Here is a 20,647-nt window from a genome sequence, read left to right as displayed (position 1 = left end):
ATAGAGGATTACGTCATGTCAGCGGTCGGTCATCTGAAACACGAATACGACAAGGTCAAGGTGCGCCTGCATGGCCTGTTCACGCGCATCGAAATGGCCTGGATGAAGCTCATCAGCGAACTCGAGCCGCAGGAGTTTCAAGCCATCATCAAATTGCTCCAGCGCGGTCACGATCAGGCGCAATACGTGCTCAAGCACGGCGAGCTGCCGGACGACGAACCGGCGGTGCCGTGGGAGCTGTCCCACGGCTTGTCGATCCTGCGCATCGGCAACGCGACGCCGCTGCCGCAATCGCCCGATCAACTGCAGACCAAAGTGCTCAAGGACGGCACGCTGCTGGGCTGTCGCAAGTGGGAACTGCTGGATCTGCTGTGGAGCGAGGCGCTGCTCAAGTGGATTGAAAACCTGCGCCATCACGCGACCTTCGGCACCGATCCGGCACTGGTGAAAATGGATCGCCAGGTAACGCTGGCGATTGCCGGCGATTGGGGCACTGGTCCGTTCAACAGCCATGCGCCGGCGGTGTCGGTGGCCAACCAGATGCAACTGGCCAATGCCGATTTCACCATTCACCTGGGGGACGTTTATTACGCCGGCACCCATTCTCAGGAAGACACCGACATGGCGGGCTGGCCGATGGGTACCCGCGGCTCGTTCACCCTTAATTCGAACCACGAGATGTACAGCGGCGCCCACGGCTATTTCAAGGAACTGGCCGCGCGTTTTCCGGGGCAGCAGGGCACCAGCTACTTTGCCCTGATCAACGACGACTGGCTGATTGTCGGTCTGGACACGGCGTATGCCTCGGACGTCATGAACCTGTACATGGACGGCACTCTGAACAAGCCGCAGATCGAGTGGATGAAGGGCCTGCCGAAACGCAAGAAACTCATGGTGCTCAGCCACCATCAGGGCTTTGACATCACCGGGCACAACAAGACCGCGCTGTATCAGCCGGTGTGCGATGCACTGGGGCGCGAGCCGGATTACTGGTACTGGGGGCATCTGCACAACGGCATCGTCTACGCACCACAAGGTGGGCTGCATGCGCGCTGTGCCGGGCACGGCGCGATTCCTTACGGCACCACCAGCGAGCTGAACGGACATTCGCGGGTGCTGTTTTCGGAGACGCAGGATGCGAACGATCCGGACTACCCGCTGCGGGTGTTGAACGGATATGCGAAAGTTCGGCTGGATGGCGAAAATATCGTTGAAGAGTTTATCGCCGAGAATGGGGAAGTTCGCTGGCGATCAATCTAGTGTATTTAACTCAAGTGCGCCCGGTTGGGCGCATTTTTGTTTTTCAAACTTATAAAAACATTCGGAACTATATATTCGATATGCGACTTGTTTAATTTTTCGGTAAATAAGTTGCCGGCAGTCATTCGATTGTCGGAACTTTTATCATGGAAGATTGAACAATGTTTACTATCAAGAAAACAGCACTTTCGCTGGGGCTCTTGTGTGCCCAGCTTGGTTCTTTGTCATTAGTGTCCGCCGCTGAAACAGCGCCGGGTATCACTGACTTCAAGAAGCCGTTCAACGAATATTCGTGGGTCACTGCTCACAATGGATATCTGGATGACATGCGCACTCAGCTCAACCGGGGCGTTCGTGGTTTCATGCTGGACTTGCACCCCGGGAACCTGACGGGTGGGGCCGATGCCTATCTGTGTCACACCGGAGAAAAAGGCACTTGCGACATACGTTCGGACATGAAATTTGCCGATGCATTGAACAACGTATTTCTGCCTTATCTGCGCAGTAATCCCAACGCTGTCGTGACGTTGTTGCTGGAAAACCTTGTGGAAAGGGCCGCATTCAACAATGCGATGAATCGGGTGCCAGGTCTGGCTGATTGGGTATTCGATCCCAAGGCCTATCCGAACACCCGTACATGGCCGACGCTTGAGCAGATGATCGGCAGCGGCAAGCGACTGGTTATTGTCACCGACCGCAATGCCGGGGAGTACAACGTCAATGGCAAGACCATCAATGTCCTGCAGGACAGTCAATGGGAAAGCCAGAACTACTGGGATCTGGGCATTACTTCGCTCAAGCATGAATGGAGTTGCCCTTCGCGCTGGACGAATTACCATCCGACCGTGTCAGTCACTGGATTCACTCAATGGCCAAGGCTGTTCGTGATGAACCAGTTCCACGGCTGGGGCGCGACATCACTGCATGCGGGCAGTACCGATAACAACCTGACCTGGCTTGAGCGCCGTGTTGATAACCATTGTGCAAGCGCACTGGGCAAGCGCACCGCCCCCAGCTTCCTGACGATTGATTTCAATCAGACGGGGGATGCCTTCCCCTACGCAGCCGCATTGACTCAGGGTGGTTTCTACTTCTACTCGAAAAACAATGTGGACAAGACCGGTGACAGTGTCTGTGTCGTTCCGGCGGGGCAGGATCTCGATTTCAGTTTGCCTGCACGGGGTTGTGAGAATGATGAAGCGCGCTCGCTTGAGTTGCGTGGTATCGCCAAAGGTACACGTCTGAGTGTTTATGACTCGTCCGGTGGCAATACCAGTGACGATTACACCTTTGTTGATGTTAAACGTGATATCGGGATCAATGAATCAGTAAAACTTGGCAGTTTCGAGGCCAACTTTGAAAGCGCCGATATCAAAGTAACCCATGTTCGTAATAACGGTCTGGATGGAAAGATCTCGCGTATTTCGATAGGAAAATCACCGGCGCCAGGCGACTTTCGTGACGCAAGTGTGGTGTTCTACGAGGGCAATTCCGCCACTGAAAATGTTGTTTGTACGGTGAACCTCGCGACCACCCGGACATTCAACTTCAGCGGTGACTGTGATAACGATGAAGCGCGGTCCGCGAAGGTTGTGAAAGCCAAGGGCGGCTCCAGTTTCATGGTCTATGGAAATAAGAACGTGAATGAAAACCAGGGCTACGCACGGGTGGATTTTATAAGCGACATTACTACGCCGGTGATCATTGGCAGCTTCGAGAGGAGTTATGACGCGGGTGCCTACCGCGTCATTCGAGGCGGTCCGAGCAACACGCTGGATGGCAAGGTTTCGAGCATGAGAATCATGGCGAAGTAAGGCACGAAAAAACAAACCCGCAGCGTCGGACGACGTCTGCGGGTTTTGTTGTACGGCGCGGGTTTAACCCTGAACCGGGACGCCTTTGAGGTAGGGTGCAGGCTCGGCGCCGAGGTTGCTCAGCATCCGCTCGCTGTACCAGTCCACGAAGTTGACCACGCCGAACTCATAAGTCTTGGAGTACGGCCCCGGCTGGTACGCGGTGGAGTTGATCCCGCGCTGGTTCTCTTCGGCCAGACGACGGTCCTGATCGTTGGTCGCGTCCCACACTTTGCGCATGCGTTCGACGTCGTAATCCACGCCTTCGACCGCATCCTTGTGCACCAGCCATTTGGTGGTGACCATGGTTTCCTGGGCGCTGATCGGCCACACGGTGAAGACGATGATGTGGTCACCCATGCAGTGGTTCCACGAGTGCGGCAGGTGCAGGATGCGCATCGAGCCCAGGTCCGGGTTCTTGATCCGGCCCATCAGCTTGGCGCAGCCCTGTTTGCCGTCCATGGTCATCGACACGGTGCCCTTGAGCAGCGGCATGCGCACGATGCGGTTGCGCAGGCCGAAACTGGCGTGAGCGTAAGGGATCTTCTCGGCTTCCCAGGCAGCGGCAGAGGCGGCGACGTGATCCTTGAACGCCTGGTCGGCGCGCGGGTCGGTGACGTCGTCCCACTCCAGCAGGGTTTTCAGCAACTCCGGGTGCGAACCGTTGCAGTGGTAGCACTCGCGGTTGTTTTCCAGCACCAGTTTCCAGTTGGCCTTTTCCATCAAGGTGGTTTGCACCGCCACCTTGGTGTTCTCCATGTCGTAGGGTTCCATGTAGTGGTTCAGGGTCGACAGGAAGTCATCGATGGCCGGCGGGTTTTCCGCCAGGCTGATGAAGATATAGCCGCCGGCGGTCTTCACGTTCACCGGTTTGAGGCCGTACTGATTCATGTCGAAATCGGCGCCCATCTCGGTACCGGCGAACAGCAGGCGGCCGTCCAGTTCGTAGGTCCACTGGTGGTAGTGGCAGACCAGTTTGGCGACCTTGCCCTTGTCGCTGGTGCACAGGCGCGAGCCACGGTGGCGGCAGACGTTGTGGAACGCATGCACCACGCCTTCGGCACCGCGAATGACGATGATCGGGTTCTTGCCGATCTGCAGGGTCAGGTAGTTGCCCTTGGCCGGGATCTCGCAGGTCATGCCGGCGATCAACCACTCTTTCTGGAAGATCTCCTGCATGTCGATATCGAACAGGCGCTCGTCACTGTAGAACGGTTGCGGCAGGGAAAAGGTGCGCTCGCGCTCCTGCAGCATTTGTGCGGTGGCCTTGCGTGCGGGTTCCAGCAGGTCGCCCAGGCTGATTTTTGCGGTGTCCATCGATGAATTCCTCAAGGCCATCTGCGTGGCCGCGAAAGTGGCTGATCAGGGTTGCAGCGCAAGGTGTAAAGAAACCGTTTGTGTTGGGGCGAGTGTGGGGCCGGCGCAGGCGGGAACCTTATCCATGGGCGACATGGTGCAATCTGTTCCCGACGCGCAACCCCCGGTGGTTGGGGGCTGGTCGCGATAAGTATGTGAATGTCGCGGATAGGTAAACGGGGCGTTCACGCTATACGCAGAATCGCCACATGAAGGCCGACAGTCGGCCGTGGAGAACAGCATGTCGAACAGCTTCCTGAATCCGGTCACCACCCAGACCTGGGCCAATGGCCGACACATCGTCCGTTGCGTCAAAGTCATCCAGGAAACCTGGGATGTGCGCACCTTCTGTTTCATGGCCGACCAGCCGATCCTGTTCTTCTTCAAGCCCGGGCAGTTCGTGACCCTGGAGCTGGAAATCGAAGGCCAGCCGATCATGCGTTCGTACACCATCTCCAGCTCGCCGTCGGTGCCGTACAGCTTTTCGGTGACCATCAAGCGCGTGCCGGGGGGCAAGGTGTCCAACTGGCTGCACGACACCCTGCATGAAGGTCAGGAGCTGGCGGTGCACGGACCGGTCGGGCTGTTCAACGCGATCGACTTCCCGAGCCCGAAAGTGCTGTACCTCAGCGGTGGCGTCGGTATCACCCCGGTGATGTCCATGGCGCGCTGGTTCTACGACACCAACGGCAACGTCGACATGACGTTCATCCACAGCGCCCGCTCACCGAAGGACATCATTTACCACCGCGAGCTGGAACACATGGCGTCGCGGATCGACAACTTCAGCCTGCACCTGATCTGCGAGAAGCACGGGCTGGGCGAGCCTTGGGCCGGCTATCGCGGCTATCTCAACCACAAGATGCTGGAACTGATGGTGCCGGACTTCCTTGAGCGTGAAGTCTTCTGCTGCGGCCCGACGCCGTACATGACAGCGGTCAAGCGCCTGCTGGAAAACGCCGGCTACGACATGAAGCGCTATCACGAGGAGTCCTTCGGCGCCACGCCGCCGGAAGCCCGCGCCGATGCGGTGGAACAGGCCGAGCAGGCCGCCGAAGCACCGGAAATCCCGGCGGCGGATCTGCACCTGGTGGAATTCACCTCATCGGACAAGAGCATCCGCGTGGCTCCCGGCGAGACCGTGCATGCGGCGGCGGCCAAGGTCGGCCTGATGATCCCGAAAGCCTGCGGCATGGGGATCTGCGGGACGTGCAAGGTGCTCAAGCTGGGTGGCGAAGTGGAGATGGATCACAACGGCGGGATTACCGAGGACGACGAGGCGGAGGGGTACATTCTTTCTTGCTGCAGTGTGCCGAAGGGGGATGTGCGGATCGAATACTGATCGGCGGTGGGGCGGTCTCCTGCGCCAGGCCTACCCCTCACCCCAGCCCTCTCCCCAGGGAGAGGGAGCTGACCGCGGTGTCTTGCGCTATACATCGACCTGATTAAGCGTGGCGATTATGGATTCGGCAAAGCAGATTCAGGTCAGTGTATTTCTTGAGCATCCCCCAATCAGTTCCCTCTCCCTTTGGGAGAGGGTTAGGGTGAGGGGCTTTTCTCAGTCGATAAACAAATCTGGCATTAGTGCCACGTCGCTTTCTCGTTCAAAACGGTAATGATCGAACCCGGTCACACCGCTCTCCCGCAAAATCTCCTCATCAATCAACAACCGTCCGGTAATCTGCCGCCCACTGCTGCTCAAAATCACATGCGCCGCATCCGCCATGATCGCCGGCGTCCTCGCATGCTTGAACGACTCCCGATTGCCCAACTGAAACTCGATCGCCGCCGTGGCAATCATGGTTTGCGGCCACAGCGAATTGACACTGATCCCGTAGCTGGCGAATTCCTCGCTCATGCCCACCGTCAGCATGCTCATGCCGTATTTGGTCACCGTGTACGGGCTGTACTGGGCGAACCATTTACTGGCCATGTTCAGTGGCGGCGACAGGTTGAGAATGTGCCCGGAGGATTTTTTCAGATAGGGCAGGGCCGCCTGGCTGCACAGCAGCACCGCGCGGGTGTTGATCTGGTGCATCAGGTCGAAGCGCTTGAGTTCGATGTGTTGCACACCGGTCAACTTGATCGCCCCGGCATTGTTCACCAGTGCATCGATCCCGCCGAAATGTTCGTTGGCCTGGGCCAGTGCCTGACATACCGCCTCTTCCTCCCGCACATCCAGTTGCAGCGCCAGGGCCTTGCCACCGGCCGCTTCGACTTCCGCCGCGACACTGTGAATGGTGCCGGGCAATTTGGCATGCGGTTCGGCGCTCTTGGCCGCGATCACGATATTGGCCCCGTCCCGCGCAGCCCGCAGCGCAATCTCGCGCCCGATGCCACGGCTGGCGCCAGTGATGAACAAGGTTTTGCCTTTTAGCGACATGCGCAAGCTCCTGCTTATTGTTATGCGAGCGAAGGCTCGACAAACAATGTAGACGATGGAGCTGAAATGGAAGGGGGGAGCCTGATCGTTCCCACGCTCCGCGCGGGAATACAGCCTTCGACGCTCCGCGTCATGACGGTGGCAGGCGTTGCGTCGGTGGTGTGGCAGGAACGCGGAGCGTCCCGGGAGGCATTCCCACGCGGAGCATGGGAACGATCGGAGTAGGGAGGCCGATGTGACCGTGCGTGAATAGGCGTCTGTGGCGGCGGTAGGAATGCAGTTGTCGCTTTGAGTAGTGATCGTTCCCACGCTCCGCGCGGGAATGCAGCCTTCGACGCTCCGCGTCATGACGGTGGCAAGCGTTGCATCGGCGGTGCAGCAGGAACGCGGAGCGTCCCGGTATGCATTCCCACGCGGAGCATGGGAACGATCGGAGTAGGGAGGCCGATGTCTGTGGCGGCGGTAGGAAATTCAGTTGTCGCTATGAGTAGTGATCGTTCCCACGCTCCGCGTGGGAATGCAGCCTTTGACGCTCCGCGTCATGACGGTGGCAGGCGTTGCGTCGGTGGTGCGGCAGGAACGCGGAGCGTCCCGGGAGGTATTCCCACGCGGAGCATGGGAACGATCTGCGGGTGGGATATCGGGGGCTTCAGTACCAGCGCTGAACCTCGATCAACCCCTCCAGCCCTGCATAATTTCGGGCACTCGAATACCGCCAGTGCTCAGGCAACTCGACATAACCGCGCTTTACCGGGTTGTTGTGGATGTAATCGAGTTTCTGGCGCATGACTTCTTCGCTGTAGACCATCTCTGCGTGAGCACCTTCCTGCCACATCTGATACACCCGATCTTCCTTGTGTGCCCGTTTGCTGAAGCGAAGCCGATTCAATGCTCTTTCTGCACCCTTACTTTGCAGATCATCAATGATCTGTCGAGCGGTGAAGGATTTGAACTGGCTCAGGCATTTACTCAGGTCAGGCGCCTGGGCGACGAAGTGCAGGTGGTTTTCCAGGATCACGTAGCCGTAGAGCTTCAGCTCCTGATGGGTTTGTTGATAACGCCAACAGTTGAGCAGGTGGTCGACGAGGTAGGGACGAACGAACAGTGGCAGCCACTCCACCAGCGTGCAGGTCAGGAAGTGAGGTTTGTCGGATTCGGTGATGGTGTAGCGGCTTCGGCCCATGGGATTCATCCTTGAATCTTGCGGTGCTGCTGAGAGGAACGCGGAGCGTCCCCGGATGCATTCCCACGCAGACGGTTCGACGCCTCGACGTGGGAACGATCAACGCCACGGGGAGGCGATCAGGCCGACATGACTTCGCGGATGTCGCGCGCCAGTTCGCGTACGCGTTCTTCTTCGGTGTCCCACGAGCACATGAAGCGGGCGCCGCCCTTGCCGATGAAGGTGTAGAAGCGCCAGCCGCGAGCGGTCAGGGCGGCAATGGCCGGTTCCGAGAGTTGCAGGAACACGCCGTTGGCCTGGACCGGAAACATCAGTTCCACGCCCGGGATGTCGCTGACCAGTTCAGCCAGCAGTTGCGCGCAGTGGTTGGCGTGGCGGGCGTATTTGAGCCAGGCGTCGTTTTCCAGGATGCCGACCCACGGCGCCGACAGGAAGCGCATCTTCGAAGCCAGTTGCCCGGCCTGTTTGCAGCGGTAGTCGAAGTCTTCGGCCAGTTTGTGGTTGAAGAACAGGATCGCTTCACCCACCGCCATGCCGTTTTTCGTGCCGCCGAAGCACAGTACGTCGACGCCGGCCTTCCAGGTCAGGTCCGCCGGCGAGCAGCCGAGGAAGGCGCAGGCGTTGGAAAAGCGCGCGCCGTCCATGTGCAGGTTCAAGCCCAGTTCCTTGCAGGTGTCGCTGATGGCGCGGACTTCTTCCGGGGTGTAGACGCTGCCGACTTCGGTGGCCTGGGTCAGGGTCACCACGCGCGGTTTCGGGTAGTGGATGTCCTGGCGCTTGAGCGCGACTTCGCGGATCGAGGCCGGGGTGATCTTGCCGTTTTCAGTGCCGGCGATCAGCAGTTTCGAACCGTTGGAGAAAAATTCCGGTGCGCCGCATTCGTCGGTTTCGACGTGGGCGGTTTCCGAGCAGATGACGCTGTGGTAACTCTGGCACAGCGACGACAGCGCGAGGGAGTTGGCGGCGGTGCCGTTGAAGGCGAAGAACACTTCGCAGTCGGTCTCGAACAGCTTGCGGAAATAATCGGAGGCGCGTGCTGTCCACTCATCGTCGCCATAGGCGCGCTGGTGGCCGTGGTTGGCCTGTTCCATGGCAGCCCAGGCTTCAGGGCAGATACCGGAATAGTTGTCGCTGGCGAATTGTTGGCTCTTGTCGGTCATGGCCGGCTTCCGTAATCGAGGCGCTTGTGGCGCTTCGTGGGGTCAATGATGGTGCGCACTGTACCGAAGATCATCCGGGGAGCACACGGGATGTCGCTGTCAAAACTTTACAAGGATGCGAGCCGATTATGCACCTGAGCCGGCGCGACGGCGCACTCGATCTGCTCAAGTGGCTGGCGCTGCTGAGCATGCTGCTCGATCACCTGCGATATGTCGGGATCAGCGCCGATTGGCTGTATGTGCCGGGACGGCTGGCGTTCCCGTGGTTCTGCCTGGCGATGGCGGCGAATCTGACGCGGGACGGCGCACGCAAGACCGAATGGCGCTATCTGGGCTGGTTGCTGCTGTTCAGCGCTATCAGTGAAATTCCCTACCGTCTGTACATTCCCGCGCCCGACACCTTGAACGTGATGCCCACGCTGGCGCTGGGTTTGCTGGTGGTGCGAGGCTGGCAGGATCGAGTGCTGATTTCACGCCTGCTGGGAGTCGGAGCCTTACTGGCGGCGGCGATGTTCCCGGAGCGGCTGATGTTCGGTCTGTTCGGCGTCCTGCTGCCGCTGGCGATGTTGTTGGTATTTCATCGGCCCTGGTATTTCAGCCTGCTACCAGGGCTGGTGTGTGTGGCCGCGAATCAATGGCGGGTGCTGTACGAAGCCGCGCAGTTCGGCAACATCGTCGCCATCTTCGGGCTTGCGACCTGCCTGATGGCGCCACTGCTCGGAATGTTCCTGTTGCGACACGCCACTTACCTCCACGCGCCACCCATGCGGCGCTGGGCGTATGCGCTCTATCCCGCGCATTTCATGGTCCTTCTGGCCTTGCGCCAGCTGCTTGTTTGAGTCCGTCGTCCCCGCCATGTCGTAAACGCACCTTTGCGTGGCGTCCGTAGGCATTTGACCTCCCTGCGCCGGCCATACCATCGCATCAAAGGGCACTGGCTGAACGCCGTGCCTTACCGAGACGAATGGCGCACAGATGCCGCTGGGAGAGACGCGATGTTCAGCAAGCAAGACCGGATCCAGGGTTACGACGATGCACTGCTGGCGGCGATGAATGCCGAGGAGCAACGTCAGGAAGATCACATCGAGCTGATCGCGTCGGAGAACTACACCAGCAAACGCGTGATGGAAGCGCAAGGCAGCGGCCTGACCAACAAATACGCCGAAGGCTATCCGGGCAAGCGCTACTACGGTGGCTGCGAGCACGTCGACAAGGTCGAAGCGCTGGCCATCGAACGCGCCAAGCAACTGTTCGGCGCCGATTACGCCAACGTCCAGCCGCACTCCGGTTCCTCGGCCAACAGCGCCGTGTACCTGGCCCTGCTGCAAGCAGGCGACACCATTCTCGGCATGAGCCTGGCCCACGGCGGTCACCTGACCCACGGCGCCAAGGTTTCGTCCTCGGGCAAGTTGTACAACGCCGTGCAGTACGGCATCGACACCAACACCGGCCTGATCGATTACGACGAAGTCGAGCGTCTGGCCGTCGAGCACAAACCGAAAATGATCGTCGCCGGTTTCTCGGCCTACTCGAAAACCCTCGATTTCCCGCGCTTCCGTCAGATCGCCGACAAGGTTGGCGCGCTGCTGTTCGTCGACATGGCCCACGTTGCCGGTCTGGTGGCCGCCGGTCTGTACCCGAACCCGCTGCCGTACGCCGATGTGGTCACCACCACCACCCACAAGACCCTGCGCGGTCCGCGTGGCGGCCTGATCCTGGCCAAGGCGAACGAAGAGATCGAGAAAAAGCTCAACGCGGCGGTATTCCCCGGCGCCCAGGGCGGCCCGCTGATGCACGTCATCGCCGGCAAGGCCGTGTGCTTCAAGGAAGCGCTGGAGCCTGGCTTCAAGGCCTATCAGCAACAAGTGATCGACAACGCTCAGGCGATGGCGAGCGTCTTTATCAAACGTGGCTACGATGTAGTGTCCGGCGGCACCGACAACCACCTGTTCCTGGTCAGCCTGATCCGTCAGGGCCTCACCGGTAAAGACGCAGACGCCGCCCTCGGTCGCGCGCACATCACCGTCAACAAGAACGCCGTACCGAACGACCCGCAGTCGCCGTTCGTCACCTCCGGCCTGCGCATCGGCACCCCGGCGGTGACCACCCGCGGCTTCAAGGTGACCCAGTGCGTGACGCTGGCCGGCTGGATCTGCGACATCCTCGACAACCTCGGCGATGCCGATGTCGAGGCCAACGTCGCCCAGCAGGTTTCGGCCCTGTGCGCTGACTTCCCGGTTTATCGCTGAGCGTTCTGGAGTACATGACTATGCAACGCTATTCGGGCTTCGGCCTCTTCAAACACTCCCTCAGCCACCACGAAAACTGGCAGCGTATGTGGCGCACGCCGACCCCGAAAAAGGTCTACGACGTGGTCATTGTCGGCGGCGGCGGGCACGGTCTGGCGACGGCCTACTATCTGGCCAAAGAACACGGCATCACCAACGTGGCCGTGGTCGAGAAGGGTTGGCTGGGCGGCGGTAACACCGCGCGCAACACCACCATCGTCCGCTCCAACTACCTGTGGGACGAATCGGCGCACCTGTACGAACACGCGATGAAACTGTGGGAAGGCCTTTCGCAAGACCTGAACTACAACGTGATGTTCTCCCAGCGCGGCGTCTACAACCTGTGCCACACCCTGCAGGACATCCGTGATTCCGAGCGTCGGGTCAGCGCCAACCGCCTCAACGGCGTGGACGGCGAACTGCTCAACGCCAAGCAAGTCGCGGACGAAATTCCGTACCTCGACTGCTCGAAAAACACCCGCTACCCGGTGATGGGCGCAACCGTTCAGCGTCGCGGCGGCGTGGCCCGTCACGATGCCGTGGCGTGGGGCTTTGCCCGTGCCGCCGACGCCTTGGGCGTGGACCTGATCCAGCAGACCGAAGTGATCGGTTTCCGCAAGGAAAACGGCGTGTGCATCGGCGTTGAAACCAACAAGGGTTTCATCGGCGCCAAGCGCGTCGGCGTGGTGACCGCCGGTAACTCCGGGCACATGGCCAAACTCGCCGGTTTCCGTCTGCCGATCGAATCCCACCCGTTGCAGGCGCTGGTGTCCGAGCCGATCAAACCGATCATCGACAGCGTGATCATGTCCAACGCCGTGCACGGTTACATCAGCCAGTCCGACAAGGGCGACCTGGTGATCGGCGCCGGTATCGACGGCTACAACGGCTACGGCCAGCGCGGTTCGTACCCGGTGATCGAGCACACCATCCAGGCCATCGTCGAGATGTTCCCGGTGCTGTCGCGGGTGCGCATGAACCGTCAATGGGGCGGCATCGTCGACACCACGCCGGACGCCTGCCCGATCATTTCGAAAACCCCGGTGCCGAACATGTTCTTCAACTGCGGTTGGGGCACCGGCGGCTTCAAGGCCACACCGGGTTCGGGCAACGTGTTTGCCGCGAGTCTGGCCAAGGGTGAAATGCACCCGCTGGCCGCACCTTTCTCCATCGACCGTTTCCACAGCGGTGCGTTGATCGATGAACACGGCGCTGCGGCTGTCGCCCACTAACAGGAGAAATCCCCATGTTGCATATCTTCTGTCCTCACTGCGGCGAACTGCGCTCCGAAGAGGAATTCCATGCATCCGGCCAGGCGCACATTCCGCGTCCGCTGGATCCGAACAGCTGCACCGACGAGGAGTGGGGCGACTACATGTTCTTCCGTGACAACCCTCGCGGTCTGCACCACGAGTTGTGGGATCACGTCGCCGGTTGCCGCCAGTACTTCAACGTCACCCGCGACACCGTGACCTACGAGATTCTCGAAACCTACAAGATCGGCACCAAGCCGCAATTCACCGACAAGGCTGACACTGCGAAAACAGCCACGACGGCGCTGGGAGAGAAGGTATGAGCCAGACCAATCGCCTGTCCAACGGTGGACGGATCGACCGCAACAAAGTGCTGAGCTTCACCTTCAACGGCCAGACCTACAAAGGTTTCGAAGGCGACTCGCTGGCCGCAGCCCTGCTGGCCAACGGCGTCGACATCATTGGCCGCAGCTTCAAGTATTCGCGTCCACGCGGCATCTTCGCCGCCGGTGCCGAAGAGCCGAACGCGGTGCTGCAGATCGGCGCAACCGAAGCCACCCAGATTCCCAATGTGCGCGCCACGCAACAGGCGTTGTACCAGGGCCTGGTCGCCACCAGCACCAACGGCTGGCCGAGCGTCAACAACGACATGATGGGGATTCTCGGCAAGGTCGGCGGCAAGCTGATGCCACCGGGTTTCTACTACAAAACCTTCATGTATCCGCAATCGTTCTGGATGACTTACGAGAAGTACATCCGCAAGGCTGCAGGTTTAGGTCGCTCGCCGACCGAGGTCGATCCGGACACCTACGACTACATGAACCAGCACTGCGACGTGCTGATCGTCGGCGCCGGCCCGGCCGGTCTGGCCGCTGCGCTGGCGGCTGCGCGCAGCGGTGCGCGGGTGATCATCGCCGATGAACAGGAAGAGTTCGGCGGCAGCCTGCTCGACTCCCGCGAAAGCCTCGACGGCAAGCCTGCGATGGAGTGGGTGGCCAGTGTCATCGCTGAATTGAAGAACACTCCGGACGTGCTGCTGTTGCCGCGCGCCACGGTCAACGGTTACCACGACCACAACTTCCTGACCATTCACGAACGCCTCACCGATCACCTCGGTGACCGTGCTCCGATCGGCCAGGTGCGTCAGCGCATTCACCGCGTCCGCGCCAAGCGTGTGGTGCTGGCGACCGGCGCTCACGAGCGTCCGCTGGTCTACGGCAACAACGACGTGCCGGGCAACATGCTCGCCGGCGCAGTGTCGACCTACGTGCGCCGTTACGGCGTGGCACCGGGCAAAAAGCTGGTGCTGTCGACCAACAACGATCACGCCTATCGGGTGGCGCTGGACTGGCTCGACGCCAGCCTGCAAGTGGTCGCCATCGCCGACGCGCGCAGCAATCCGCGTGGTGCACTGGTGGAAGAAGCGCGCGCCAAAGGCATTCGCATCCTCACCGGCAGCGCCGTGATCGAGGCCCGTGGCAGCAAGCACGTCACCGCTGCCCGCGTGGCGGCGATCGATGTCAAAGGCCACAAGGTCACCAGCCCGGGCGAATGGCTCGACTGCGACCTGATCGCCAGCTCCGGCGGTTACAGCCCGGTGGTTCACCTGGCGTCGCACCTTGGCGGCAAGCCGATCTGGCGCGAAGACATCCTCGGTTTCGTACCGGGCGAAGCACCGCAAAAACGCGTGTGCGTCGGTGGCATCAACGGCGTCTACGGTCTTGGCGATTCGCTGGCTGACGGTTTTGAAGGCGGCGTGCGCGCTGCGTCCGAAGCCGGTTTCCAGACCGTTGAAGCCGTGTTGCCGAAAGCCCTGAGCCGTCTCGAAGAACCCACCCTGGCGCTGTTCCAGGTGCCGCACGAGAAAGGTACTTCCCGGGCGCCGAAGCAATTCGTCGACCTGCAGAACGACGTGACCGCCGCCGCCATCGAACTGGCGACCCGCGAAGGTTTCGAATCGGTCGAGCACGTCAAACGCTACACCGCGCTGGGCTTCGGCACCGATCAGGGCAAGCTCGGCAACGTCAACGGCCTGGCGATTGCCGCCCGTTCGCTGAACGTGACCATCCCGCAGATGGGCACCACGATGTTCCGTCCGAACTACACGCCGGTGACATTCGGCGCGGTAGCCGGCCGTCACTGCGGGCACATCTTCGAACCGGTGCGCTACACCGCGCTGCATCAATGGCACCTGAAAAACGGCGCCGAGTTCGAAGACGTCGGTCAGTGGAAACGTCCGTGGTACTTCCCGAAAAACGGCGAAGACATGCATGCCGCGGTCAAACGCGAATGCAAGGCTGTGCGCGACAGCGTTGGCCTGCTGGACGCCTCGACCCTGGGCAAGATCGACATCCAGGGCCCGGACGCCCGCGAGTTCCTCAACCGCGTGTACACCAACGCCTGGACCAAGCTCGACGTGGGCAAGGCCCGTTACGGCCTGATGTGCAAGGAAGACGGCATGGTCTTCGACGACGGTGTGACGGCGTGTCTGGCCGACAACCATTTCGTCATGACCACCACCACCGGCGGCGCGGCTCGCGTCCTGCAGTGGCTGGAGCTGTACCACCAGACCGAATGGCCGGACCTGAAGGTTTATTTCACCTCCGTCACCGACCACTGGGCGACCATGACCCTGTCCGGCCCGAACAGCCGCAAGCTGCTCAGCGCCGTGACCGACATCGATCTGGCCAACGAAGCGTTCCCGTTCATGACCTGGAAAGAAGGTCTGGTCGGCGGTGTGCCGGCACGGGTGTTCCGCATCTCGTTCACCGGTGAGCTGTCGTACGAAGTCAACGTCCAGGCCGACTACGCGATGGGCGTGCTGGAAAAAATCGTCGAGGCGGGCAAGCAGTACAACCTGACCCCGTATGGCACCGAGACCATGCACGTGCTGCGGGCCGAGAAGGGCTTCATCATCGTCGGCCAGGACACCGACGGCTCGATGACCCCGGACGACCTGAACATGGGTTGGTGTGTCGGTCGCACCAAGCCGTTCTCGTGGATCGGCCAGCGCGGCATGAACCGTGAAGACTGCGTGCGTGACCAGCGTAAACAACTGGTGGGCCTGAAGCCGATCGATCCGAACGTGTGGCTGCCGGAAGGTGCACAGCTGGTGTTCAACACCAAGCAGTCGATCCCGATGACCATGGTCGGCCACGTGACCTCCAGCTACGCGCACAACTCCCTCGGCTATTCGTTTGCCATGGGCGTGGTGAAGGGCGGTCTGAAGCGCATGGGCGAGCGGGTGTTCGCACCGCTGGCGGACGGCAGCGTGATCGAGGCGGAAATCGTTTCTTCGGTGTTCTTCGATCCGAAAGGCGATCGCCAGAACATTTGACACTGATCGTTCCCACGTCGAGGCGTCGAACCGTCTGCGTGGGAATGCATCCCGGGACGCTCCGCGTCCCAAGAGCGGACGCAGAGCGTCCATGGCGGCATTCCCACGCAGAGCGTGGGAACGATCAAACAAAAGAATAGGTGCTTTATGACCGCAGCCAACGTTTACCAACAACGCCCGACCAACGGGGCCAAGGCCGAGTCGTCGCTGCATCACGCCGACCTCGCCAGCCTGGTCGGCAAGGGCCGCAAGACCGCCGGCGTGACCGTGCGCGAGAAGAAACTCCTCGGCCATCTGACCATCCGTGGCGACGGTCACGATGTCGCGTTCGCTGCCGGCGTGCACAAAGCGCTGGGCATCGAATTGCCGGGCGCCCTGAGCGTGATCGTCAAAGGCGAAACCAGCCTGCAATGGATGGGGCCGGATGAGTGGCTGCTGATCGTGCCGAGCGGTGAAGAATTCGCCGCCGAGCAGAAACTGCGCGAAGCGCTGGGCGATCTGCACATCGCAATCGTCAACGTCAGCGGCGGGCAGCAAATACTCGAACTGAGCGGCCCGAACGTGCGTCAGGTGCTGATGAAATCCACCAGCTACGACGTGCACCCGAACAACTTCCCGGTCGGCAAGGCCGTTGGCACGGTGTTCGCCAAGTCGCAGCTGATGATTCGCCACACCGCCGAAGACACCTGGGAACTGCTGATCCGTCGCAGCTTCTCGGATTACTGGTGGTTGTGGTTGCAGGATGCGTCTGCCGAATACGGCCTAAGCGTTCAGGCGTAATGATCGTTCCCACGCTTTGCGTGGGAATGCATCCCGGGACGCTCCGCGTCCCAAGAACGGACGCAGAGCGTCCATTGCGGCATTCCCACGCAGAGCAATGGGAACGATCAGAGGCCAGACCCAGGAGAAAACGATGAGCCGCGCCCCGGATACATGGATTCTGACCGCCGACTGCCCCAGCGTTCTCGGCACCGTGGACGCGGTGACGCGTTTTCTGTTCGAGCAGGGCTGTTACGTCACCGAGCACCACTCGTTCGATGACCGGCTTTCGGGCCGGTTCTTCATTCGGGTGGAATTCCGTCAGCCCGAAGGCTTCGACGAGCAATCCTTCCGCGCCGGCCTCGCCGAACGCGGTCAGGCGTTCGGCATGATCTTCGAGCTGACCGCGCCGAACTACCGGCCAAAAGTGGTGATCATGGTTTCCAAGGCCGATCACTGCCTCAACGACTTGCTCTACCGCCAGCGCATCGGCCAGTTGTCGATGGATGTGGCGGCGGTGGTCTCCAACCACCCGGACCTCAAGCCGCTGGCCGACTGGCACCAGATTCCCTACTACCATTTCCCCCTCGACCCCAACGACAAACCCGCCCAGGAACGGCAGGTGTGGCAGGTGATCGAGGAGGCCGGCGCTGAACTGGTGATTCTCGCCCGCTACATGCAGGTGCTGTCACCGGAGCTGTGCCGCAAGCTCGATGGCAAGGCGATCAACATTCACCACTCGCTGCTGCCGGGCTTCAAGGGCGCCAAGCCGTATCACCAGGCCTACAACAAGGGCGTGAAACTGGTGGGCGCCACGGCGCATTACATTAACAACGACCTCGACGAGGGGCCGATCATCGCCCAGGGCGTCGAGGCGGTGGATCACAGTCATTACCCCGAAGACCTGATCGCCAAGGGGCGTGATATCGAAGGCCTGACCTTGGCCCGGGCGGTGGGGTATCACATTGAGCGGAGGGTGTTTTTGAACGCCAATCGCACGGTCGTTCTCTAGATCGCTTTCGCGAGCAAGCTCGCTCCCACATTGGAATGCGTACCCCTGTGGGAGCGAGCTTGCTGGCGATGAGGCCATAACAGGCAACACAAGAATCAGCATCTGTACCCGAGCACTTAACGCGCTGCCTGCCTGGGCGGCGCGGTTCCATAAAAACAACAGCGAGGTGAAAGCATGTCTGGCAATCGTGGTGTGGTGTATCTCGGCGCTGGCAAGGTCGAAGTACAGAAAATCGACTATCCGAAAATGCAGGACCCGCGCGGCAGGAAGATCGAGCACGGCGTCATCCTGCGTGTGGTTTCAACCAATATTTGCGGATCCGACCAGCACATGGTGCGCGGCCGTACTACCGCCCAGGTCGGTCTGGTGCTGGGGCACGAGATCACCGGTGAAGTGATCGAGAAGGGCAGCGACGTCGAAAACCTGAAAATCGGCGACCTGGTGTCCGTTCCGTTCAACGTGGCTTGCGGGCGCTGCCGTTCCTGCAAGGAGCAACACACCGGCGTCTGCCTGACCGTCAACCCGGCCCGCGCCGGCGGTGCCTACGGTTACGTCGACATGGGCGACTGGACCGGCGGCCAGGCCGAATACGTGCTGGTGCCGTACGCCGACTTCAACCTGCTGAAACTGCCGGACCGCGACAAGGCCATGGAGAAAATCCGTGACCTGACCTGCCTCTCCGACATTCTGCCGACCGGTTACCACGGCGCCGTTACCGCCGGCGTTGGTCCGGGCAGCACCGTTTACATCGCGGGTGCAGGTCCGGTCGGTCTGGCCGCAGCCGCCTCCGCCCGTTTGCTCGGCGCGGCGGTGGTGATCGTCGGAGACGTCAATACCATCCGCCTGGCCCACGCCAAGGCTCAGGGTTTCGAGATTGTTGACCTGTCGAAAGACACCCCGTTGCACGAACAGATCGCTGCATTGCTGGGCGAGCCTGAAGTGGATTGCGCGGTGGACTGCGTCGGCTTCGAAGCTCGCGGCCATGGTCACGACGGCGTCAAATCCGAAGCCCCGGCCACGGTGCTCAACTCGCTGATGGGCGTGGTGCGTGTCGCCGGCAAGATCGGTATTCCGGGCCTGTACGTGACCGAAGATCCGGGCGCTGTCGATGCCGCCGCGAAAATGGGCAGCCTGAGCATCCGCTTCGGCCTAGGCTGGGCGAAATCCCACAGCTTCCACACTGGCCAGACCCCGGTGATGAAGTACAACCGCCAGCTGATGCAGGCGATCATGTGGGACCGCATCAACATCGCCGAAGTGGTGGGCGTGCAGGTCATCAGCCTCGACCAGGCGCCGGAAGGCTACGGCGAATTCGATGCGGGTGTACCTAAGAAGTTTGTGATTGATCCGCACAAGTTGTTCAGTGCGGCGTAAGCGATGAGGCAATAAAAAAACGGCGACCTCGGGTCGCCGTTTTTTATTGGAAGACGAAAAGCTTCGGGTGTTTTATTCCGGCCGAACCTCTTCTGCCTGCATTCCCTTCTGTCCTTTTCTTGCAACGAAACTCACGGACTGCCCTTCTTTAAGGCTTTTGAAGCCGTCACTCTGGATCGCTTTGAAATGGACAAAAAGGTCATCGCCTCCACCTTGTGGGGTAATGAATCCGAACCCTTTTTCATCATTGAACCATTTGACGGTTCCTTTCACTCTTTCATCTGACATGTTCGTGCTTCCCGCTTCGTTTGATTGATTGACGCGTTACAAAAGCTTAGAGAACCGAGCCGGTCTGGCTACGTCCTCGTCTTGAGCCAGTCGGATGTTGATTGCATAAAACTGGCCTTTATCACTTTGCACAAGGTCATAAGTGACCTTTCGCCCCGCTTTGATATGTTTGAAGTCCGGATGGCCCCGGTCGATGCAGAAGATGATCGGCGAGACTTTTGAGTCTGGTATTTCATTGCGCTCTACGCATTGCTTTTCCATCGCCGTATCTCCCATTCAAATGGCTGGCGCCTGACCCTCGCTGTTTCCGAATCATTGATGCCACTTCACCGTATTCCAGTTCCGATGACTCGGTAACTGTCATATCTGACAGGTAAAGAAATCCTTTCGGCATCAACGCCCGCCTTTTTATGAAGGTGAGAAATAAAGGGTCGGTCCTTCGGCTGAAAGCGCGTCACGCTTCCTTCACAAACAGGATGTGAATATCCAGTTGCACGCCGGAACATGCTGCCGCCTACCCGGTCAAACCGGCAGTTTGATCGCCAGTATCCGGGCGATCTTCACGCCACAAGAGGATGTCTGAATGAAGATTTCACGCGGTTTTGCCCTGGCATCGCTCCTGACCCTGGCGGCAGGACCGGTGTTTGCCGGTTTCAGTTTGAACGACGTGGCCGGCGTGGTATCGGGCATGCAGGGCGGGGACAAGGCTGCAACCGCAGCGCCGACCTCGGAAACCGCTGGCTTGTTGAGTGCGCTGAGCGCGCTGGACCTGACGCCCCAACAAGCCGTGGGTGGCACCAGTGCCATGTTGGGCCTGGCGAAGAACCAATTGAGCAGCACTGATTATTCCGAACTGGCCAAGGAAGTGCCCGGTATCGACCAATTGTCGGGCGGCGCTGGCAGTCTGGCGGCGTTGAGCGGCTTGCTCGGCTCGTCCGGCAAGTCAGCCGGGCTGGAAAATGCGCTGGGCAACGTCAAAGACACCAATGACCTGAACAACGCCTTCGGTGCGTTGGGCATGGACAGCGGGATGGTCGGCCAGTTTGCCCCGATCCTCCTGCAATACCTTGGTCAGCAGGGTGTCGGTGGTTCGTTGCTGCAAAGCCTGGGCAGCATCTGGGGCACCGGCACCAACGGTTGA

General features: G+C 60.3%; 17 protein-coding genes. 12 read left to right on the top strand and 5 right to left on the bottom strand.

Translation table 11 applies throughout. The features are described from left to right. Positions 1-15: 15 nt before the first annotated feature. Together CAF73_RS12720 and CAF73_RS12715 are read left to right on the top strand one after the other, a co-directional pair. Positions 16-1,260, top strand: a complete 1,245-nt coding sequence (locus CAF73_RS12720; protein WP_085702867.1) for a metallophosphoesterase — start codon at positions 16-18, stop codon at positions 1,258-1,260. A gap of 161 nt (positions 1,261-1,421) precedes the next feature. Continuing rightward, positions 1,422-3,074 carry a hypothetical protein gene (locus tag CAF73_RS12715; RefSeq protein WP_085702866.1) on the top strand — a complete coding sequence of 551 codons (1,653 nt, stop codon included), beginning with the start codon at positions 1,422-1,424 and terminating at the stop codon, positions 3,072-3,074. A gap of 63 nt (positions 3,075-3,137) precedes the next feature. On the opposite strand, the gene gbcA is transcribed toward CAF73_RS12715, so the two are convergent. Next, positions 3,138-4,430, bottom strand: coding sequence for a glycine-betaine demethylase subunit GbcA (gbcA, locus tag CAF73_RS12710; RefSeq protein ID WP_085697771.1), 1,293 nt, complete (start codon positions 4,428-4,430; stop codon positions 3,138-3,140). 280 nt (positions 4,431-4,710) lie between these two features. On the opposite strand from gbcA, the gene gbcB reads away from it, so the two are divergent. Further along, complete coding sequence (gene gbcB, locus CAF73_RS12700) at positions 4,711-5,811, top strand: glycine-betaine demethylase subunit GbcB (RefSeq protein WP_085697770.1); 1,101 nt, start codon at positions 4,711-4,713, stop codon at positions 5,809-5,811. 216 nt (positions 5,812-6,027) lie between these two features. On the opposite strand, the gene CAF73_RS12695 is transcribed toward gbcB, so the two are convergent. The 3 genes from CAF73_RS12695 to CAF73_RS12685 form a co-directional block, all read right to left on the bottom strand. Beyond that, the gene (locus tag CAF73_RS12695) at positions 6,028-6,852 is read right to left on the bottom strand and encodes an NAD(P)-dependent oxidoreductase (protein ID WP_085702865.1); all 825 of its coding nucleotides are present in this window, start codon (positions 6,850-6,852) and stop codon (positions 6,028-6,030) included. Positions 6,853-7,501: 649 nt separating this feature from the next. Continuing rightward, positions 7,502-8,035, bottom strand: coding sequence for a transposase (locus tag CAF73_RS12690; RefSeq protein WP_085702864.1), 534 nt, complete (start codon positions 8,033-8,035; stop codon positions 7,502-7,504). A 119-nt stretch (positions 8,036-8,154) separates the two neighbouring features. Next, on the bottom strand, positions 8,155-9,195 hold the full coding sequence (locus CAF73_RS12685; RefSeq protein ID WP_007959802.1) for a low specificity L-threonine aldolase: 1,041 nt from the start codon (positions 9,193-9,195) through the stop codon (positions 8,155-8,157). Between the two features lie 128 nt (positions 9,196-9,323). On the opposite strand from CAF73_RS12685, the gene CAF73_RS12680 reads away from it, so the two are divergent. The 8 genes from CAF73_RS12680 to fdhA all read left to right on the top strand — a co-directional run bounded on the left by CAF73_RS12680 (position 9,324) and on the right by fdhA (position 19,218). Continuing rightward, positions 9,324-10,034 (top strand): TraX family protein, encoded by a 711-nt coding sequence (locus tag CAF73_RS12680; protein ID WP_085702863.1) that lies wholly within the window; start codon positions 9,324-9,326, stop codon positions 10,032-10,034. 156 nt (positions 10,035-10,190) lie between these two features. After that, on the top strand, positions 10,191-11,444 hold the full coding sequence (gene glyA / locus CAF73_RS12675; RefSeq protein WP_085697766.1) for a serine hydroxymethyltransferase: 1,254 nt from the start codon (positions 10,191-10,193) through the stop codon (positions 11,442-11,444). Positions 11,445-11,464: 20 nt separating this feature from the next. Further along, a complete protein-coding gene (locus tag CAF73_RS12670; protein ID WP_085688558.1) occupies positions 11,465-12,715 on the top strand; it encodes a sarcosine oxidase subunit beta in 1,251 nt (416 codons plus the stop codon). Positions 12,716-12,729: 14 nt separating this feature from the next. Continuing rightward, positions 12,730-13,059 carry a sarcosine oxidase subunit delta gene (locus tag CAF73_RS12665; protein WP_011336273.1) on the top strand — a complete coding sequence of 110 codons (330 nt, stop codon included), beginning with the start codon at positions 12,730-12,732 and terminating at the stop codon, positions 13,057-13,059. Continuing rightward, on the top strand, positions 13,056-16,073 hold the full coding sequence (locus CAF73_RS12660; RefSeq protein WP_085654007.1) for a sarcosine oxidase subunit alpha: 3,018 nt from the start codon (positions 13,056-13,058) through the stop codon (positions 16,071-16,073). Before CAF73_RS12665 ends, CAF73_RS12660 begins: the two co-directional genes overlap by 4 nt. A gap of 147 nt (positions 16,074-16,220) precedes the next feature. Further along, positions 16,221-16,853, top strand: coding sequence for a sarcosine oxidase subunit gamma (locus CAF73_RS12655; RefSeq protein WP_085702862.1), 633 nt, complete (start codon positions 16,221-16,223; stop codon positions 16,851-16,853). A 133-nt stretch (positions 16,854-16,986) separates the two neighbouring features. After that, entirely contained in the window at positions 16,987-17,844 is an 858-nt protein-coding gene (gene purU, locus CAF73_RS12650; protein WP_085688556.1) for a formyltetrahydrofolate deformylase, read from the top strand. 174 nt (positions 17,845-18,018) lie between these two features. Continuing rightward, a complete protein-coding gene (fdhA, locus tag CAF73_RS12645) occupies positions 18,019-19,218 on the top strand; it encodes a formaldehyde dehydrogenase, glutathione-independent (RefSeq protein ID WP_085688554.1) in 1,200 nt (399 codons plus the stop codon). Positions 19,219-19,290: 72 nt separating this feature from the next. On the opposite strand, the gene CAF73_RS12640 is transcribed toward fdhA, so the two are convergent. Continuing rightward, positions 19,291-19,506: a cold-shock protein gene (locus CAF73_RS12640; protein ID WP_085688552.1), complete on the bottom strand. Its 216-nt coding sequence runs from the start codon at positions 19,504-19,506 to the stop codon at positions 19,291-19,293. A gap of 583 nt (positions 19,507-20,089) precedes the next feature. On the opposite strand from CAF73_RS12640, the gene CAF73_RS12630 reads away from it, so the two are divergent. Beyond that, positions 20,090-20,647: a DUF2780 domain-containing protein gene (locus CAF73_RS12630; RefSeq protein ID WP_039768021.1), complete on the top strand. Its 558-nt coding sequence runs from the start codon at positions 20,090-20,092 to the stop codon at positions 20,645-20,647.

The sequence above is a fragment of the Pseudomonas sp. B15(2017) genome (assembly GCF_002113215.1).
Taxonomy (GTDB): Bacteria; Pseudomonadota; Gammaproteobacteria; order Pseudomonadales; family Pseudomonadaceae; genus Aquipseudomonas.
Note: the sequence above shows the minus strand (reverse complement) of the source record. Positions and strands in the feature narration are given on the sequence as shown.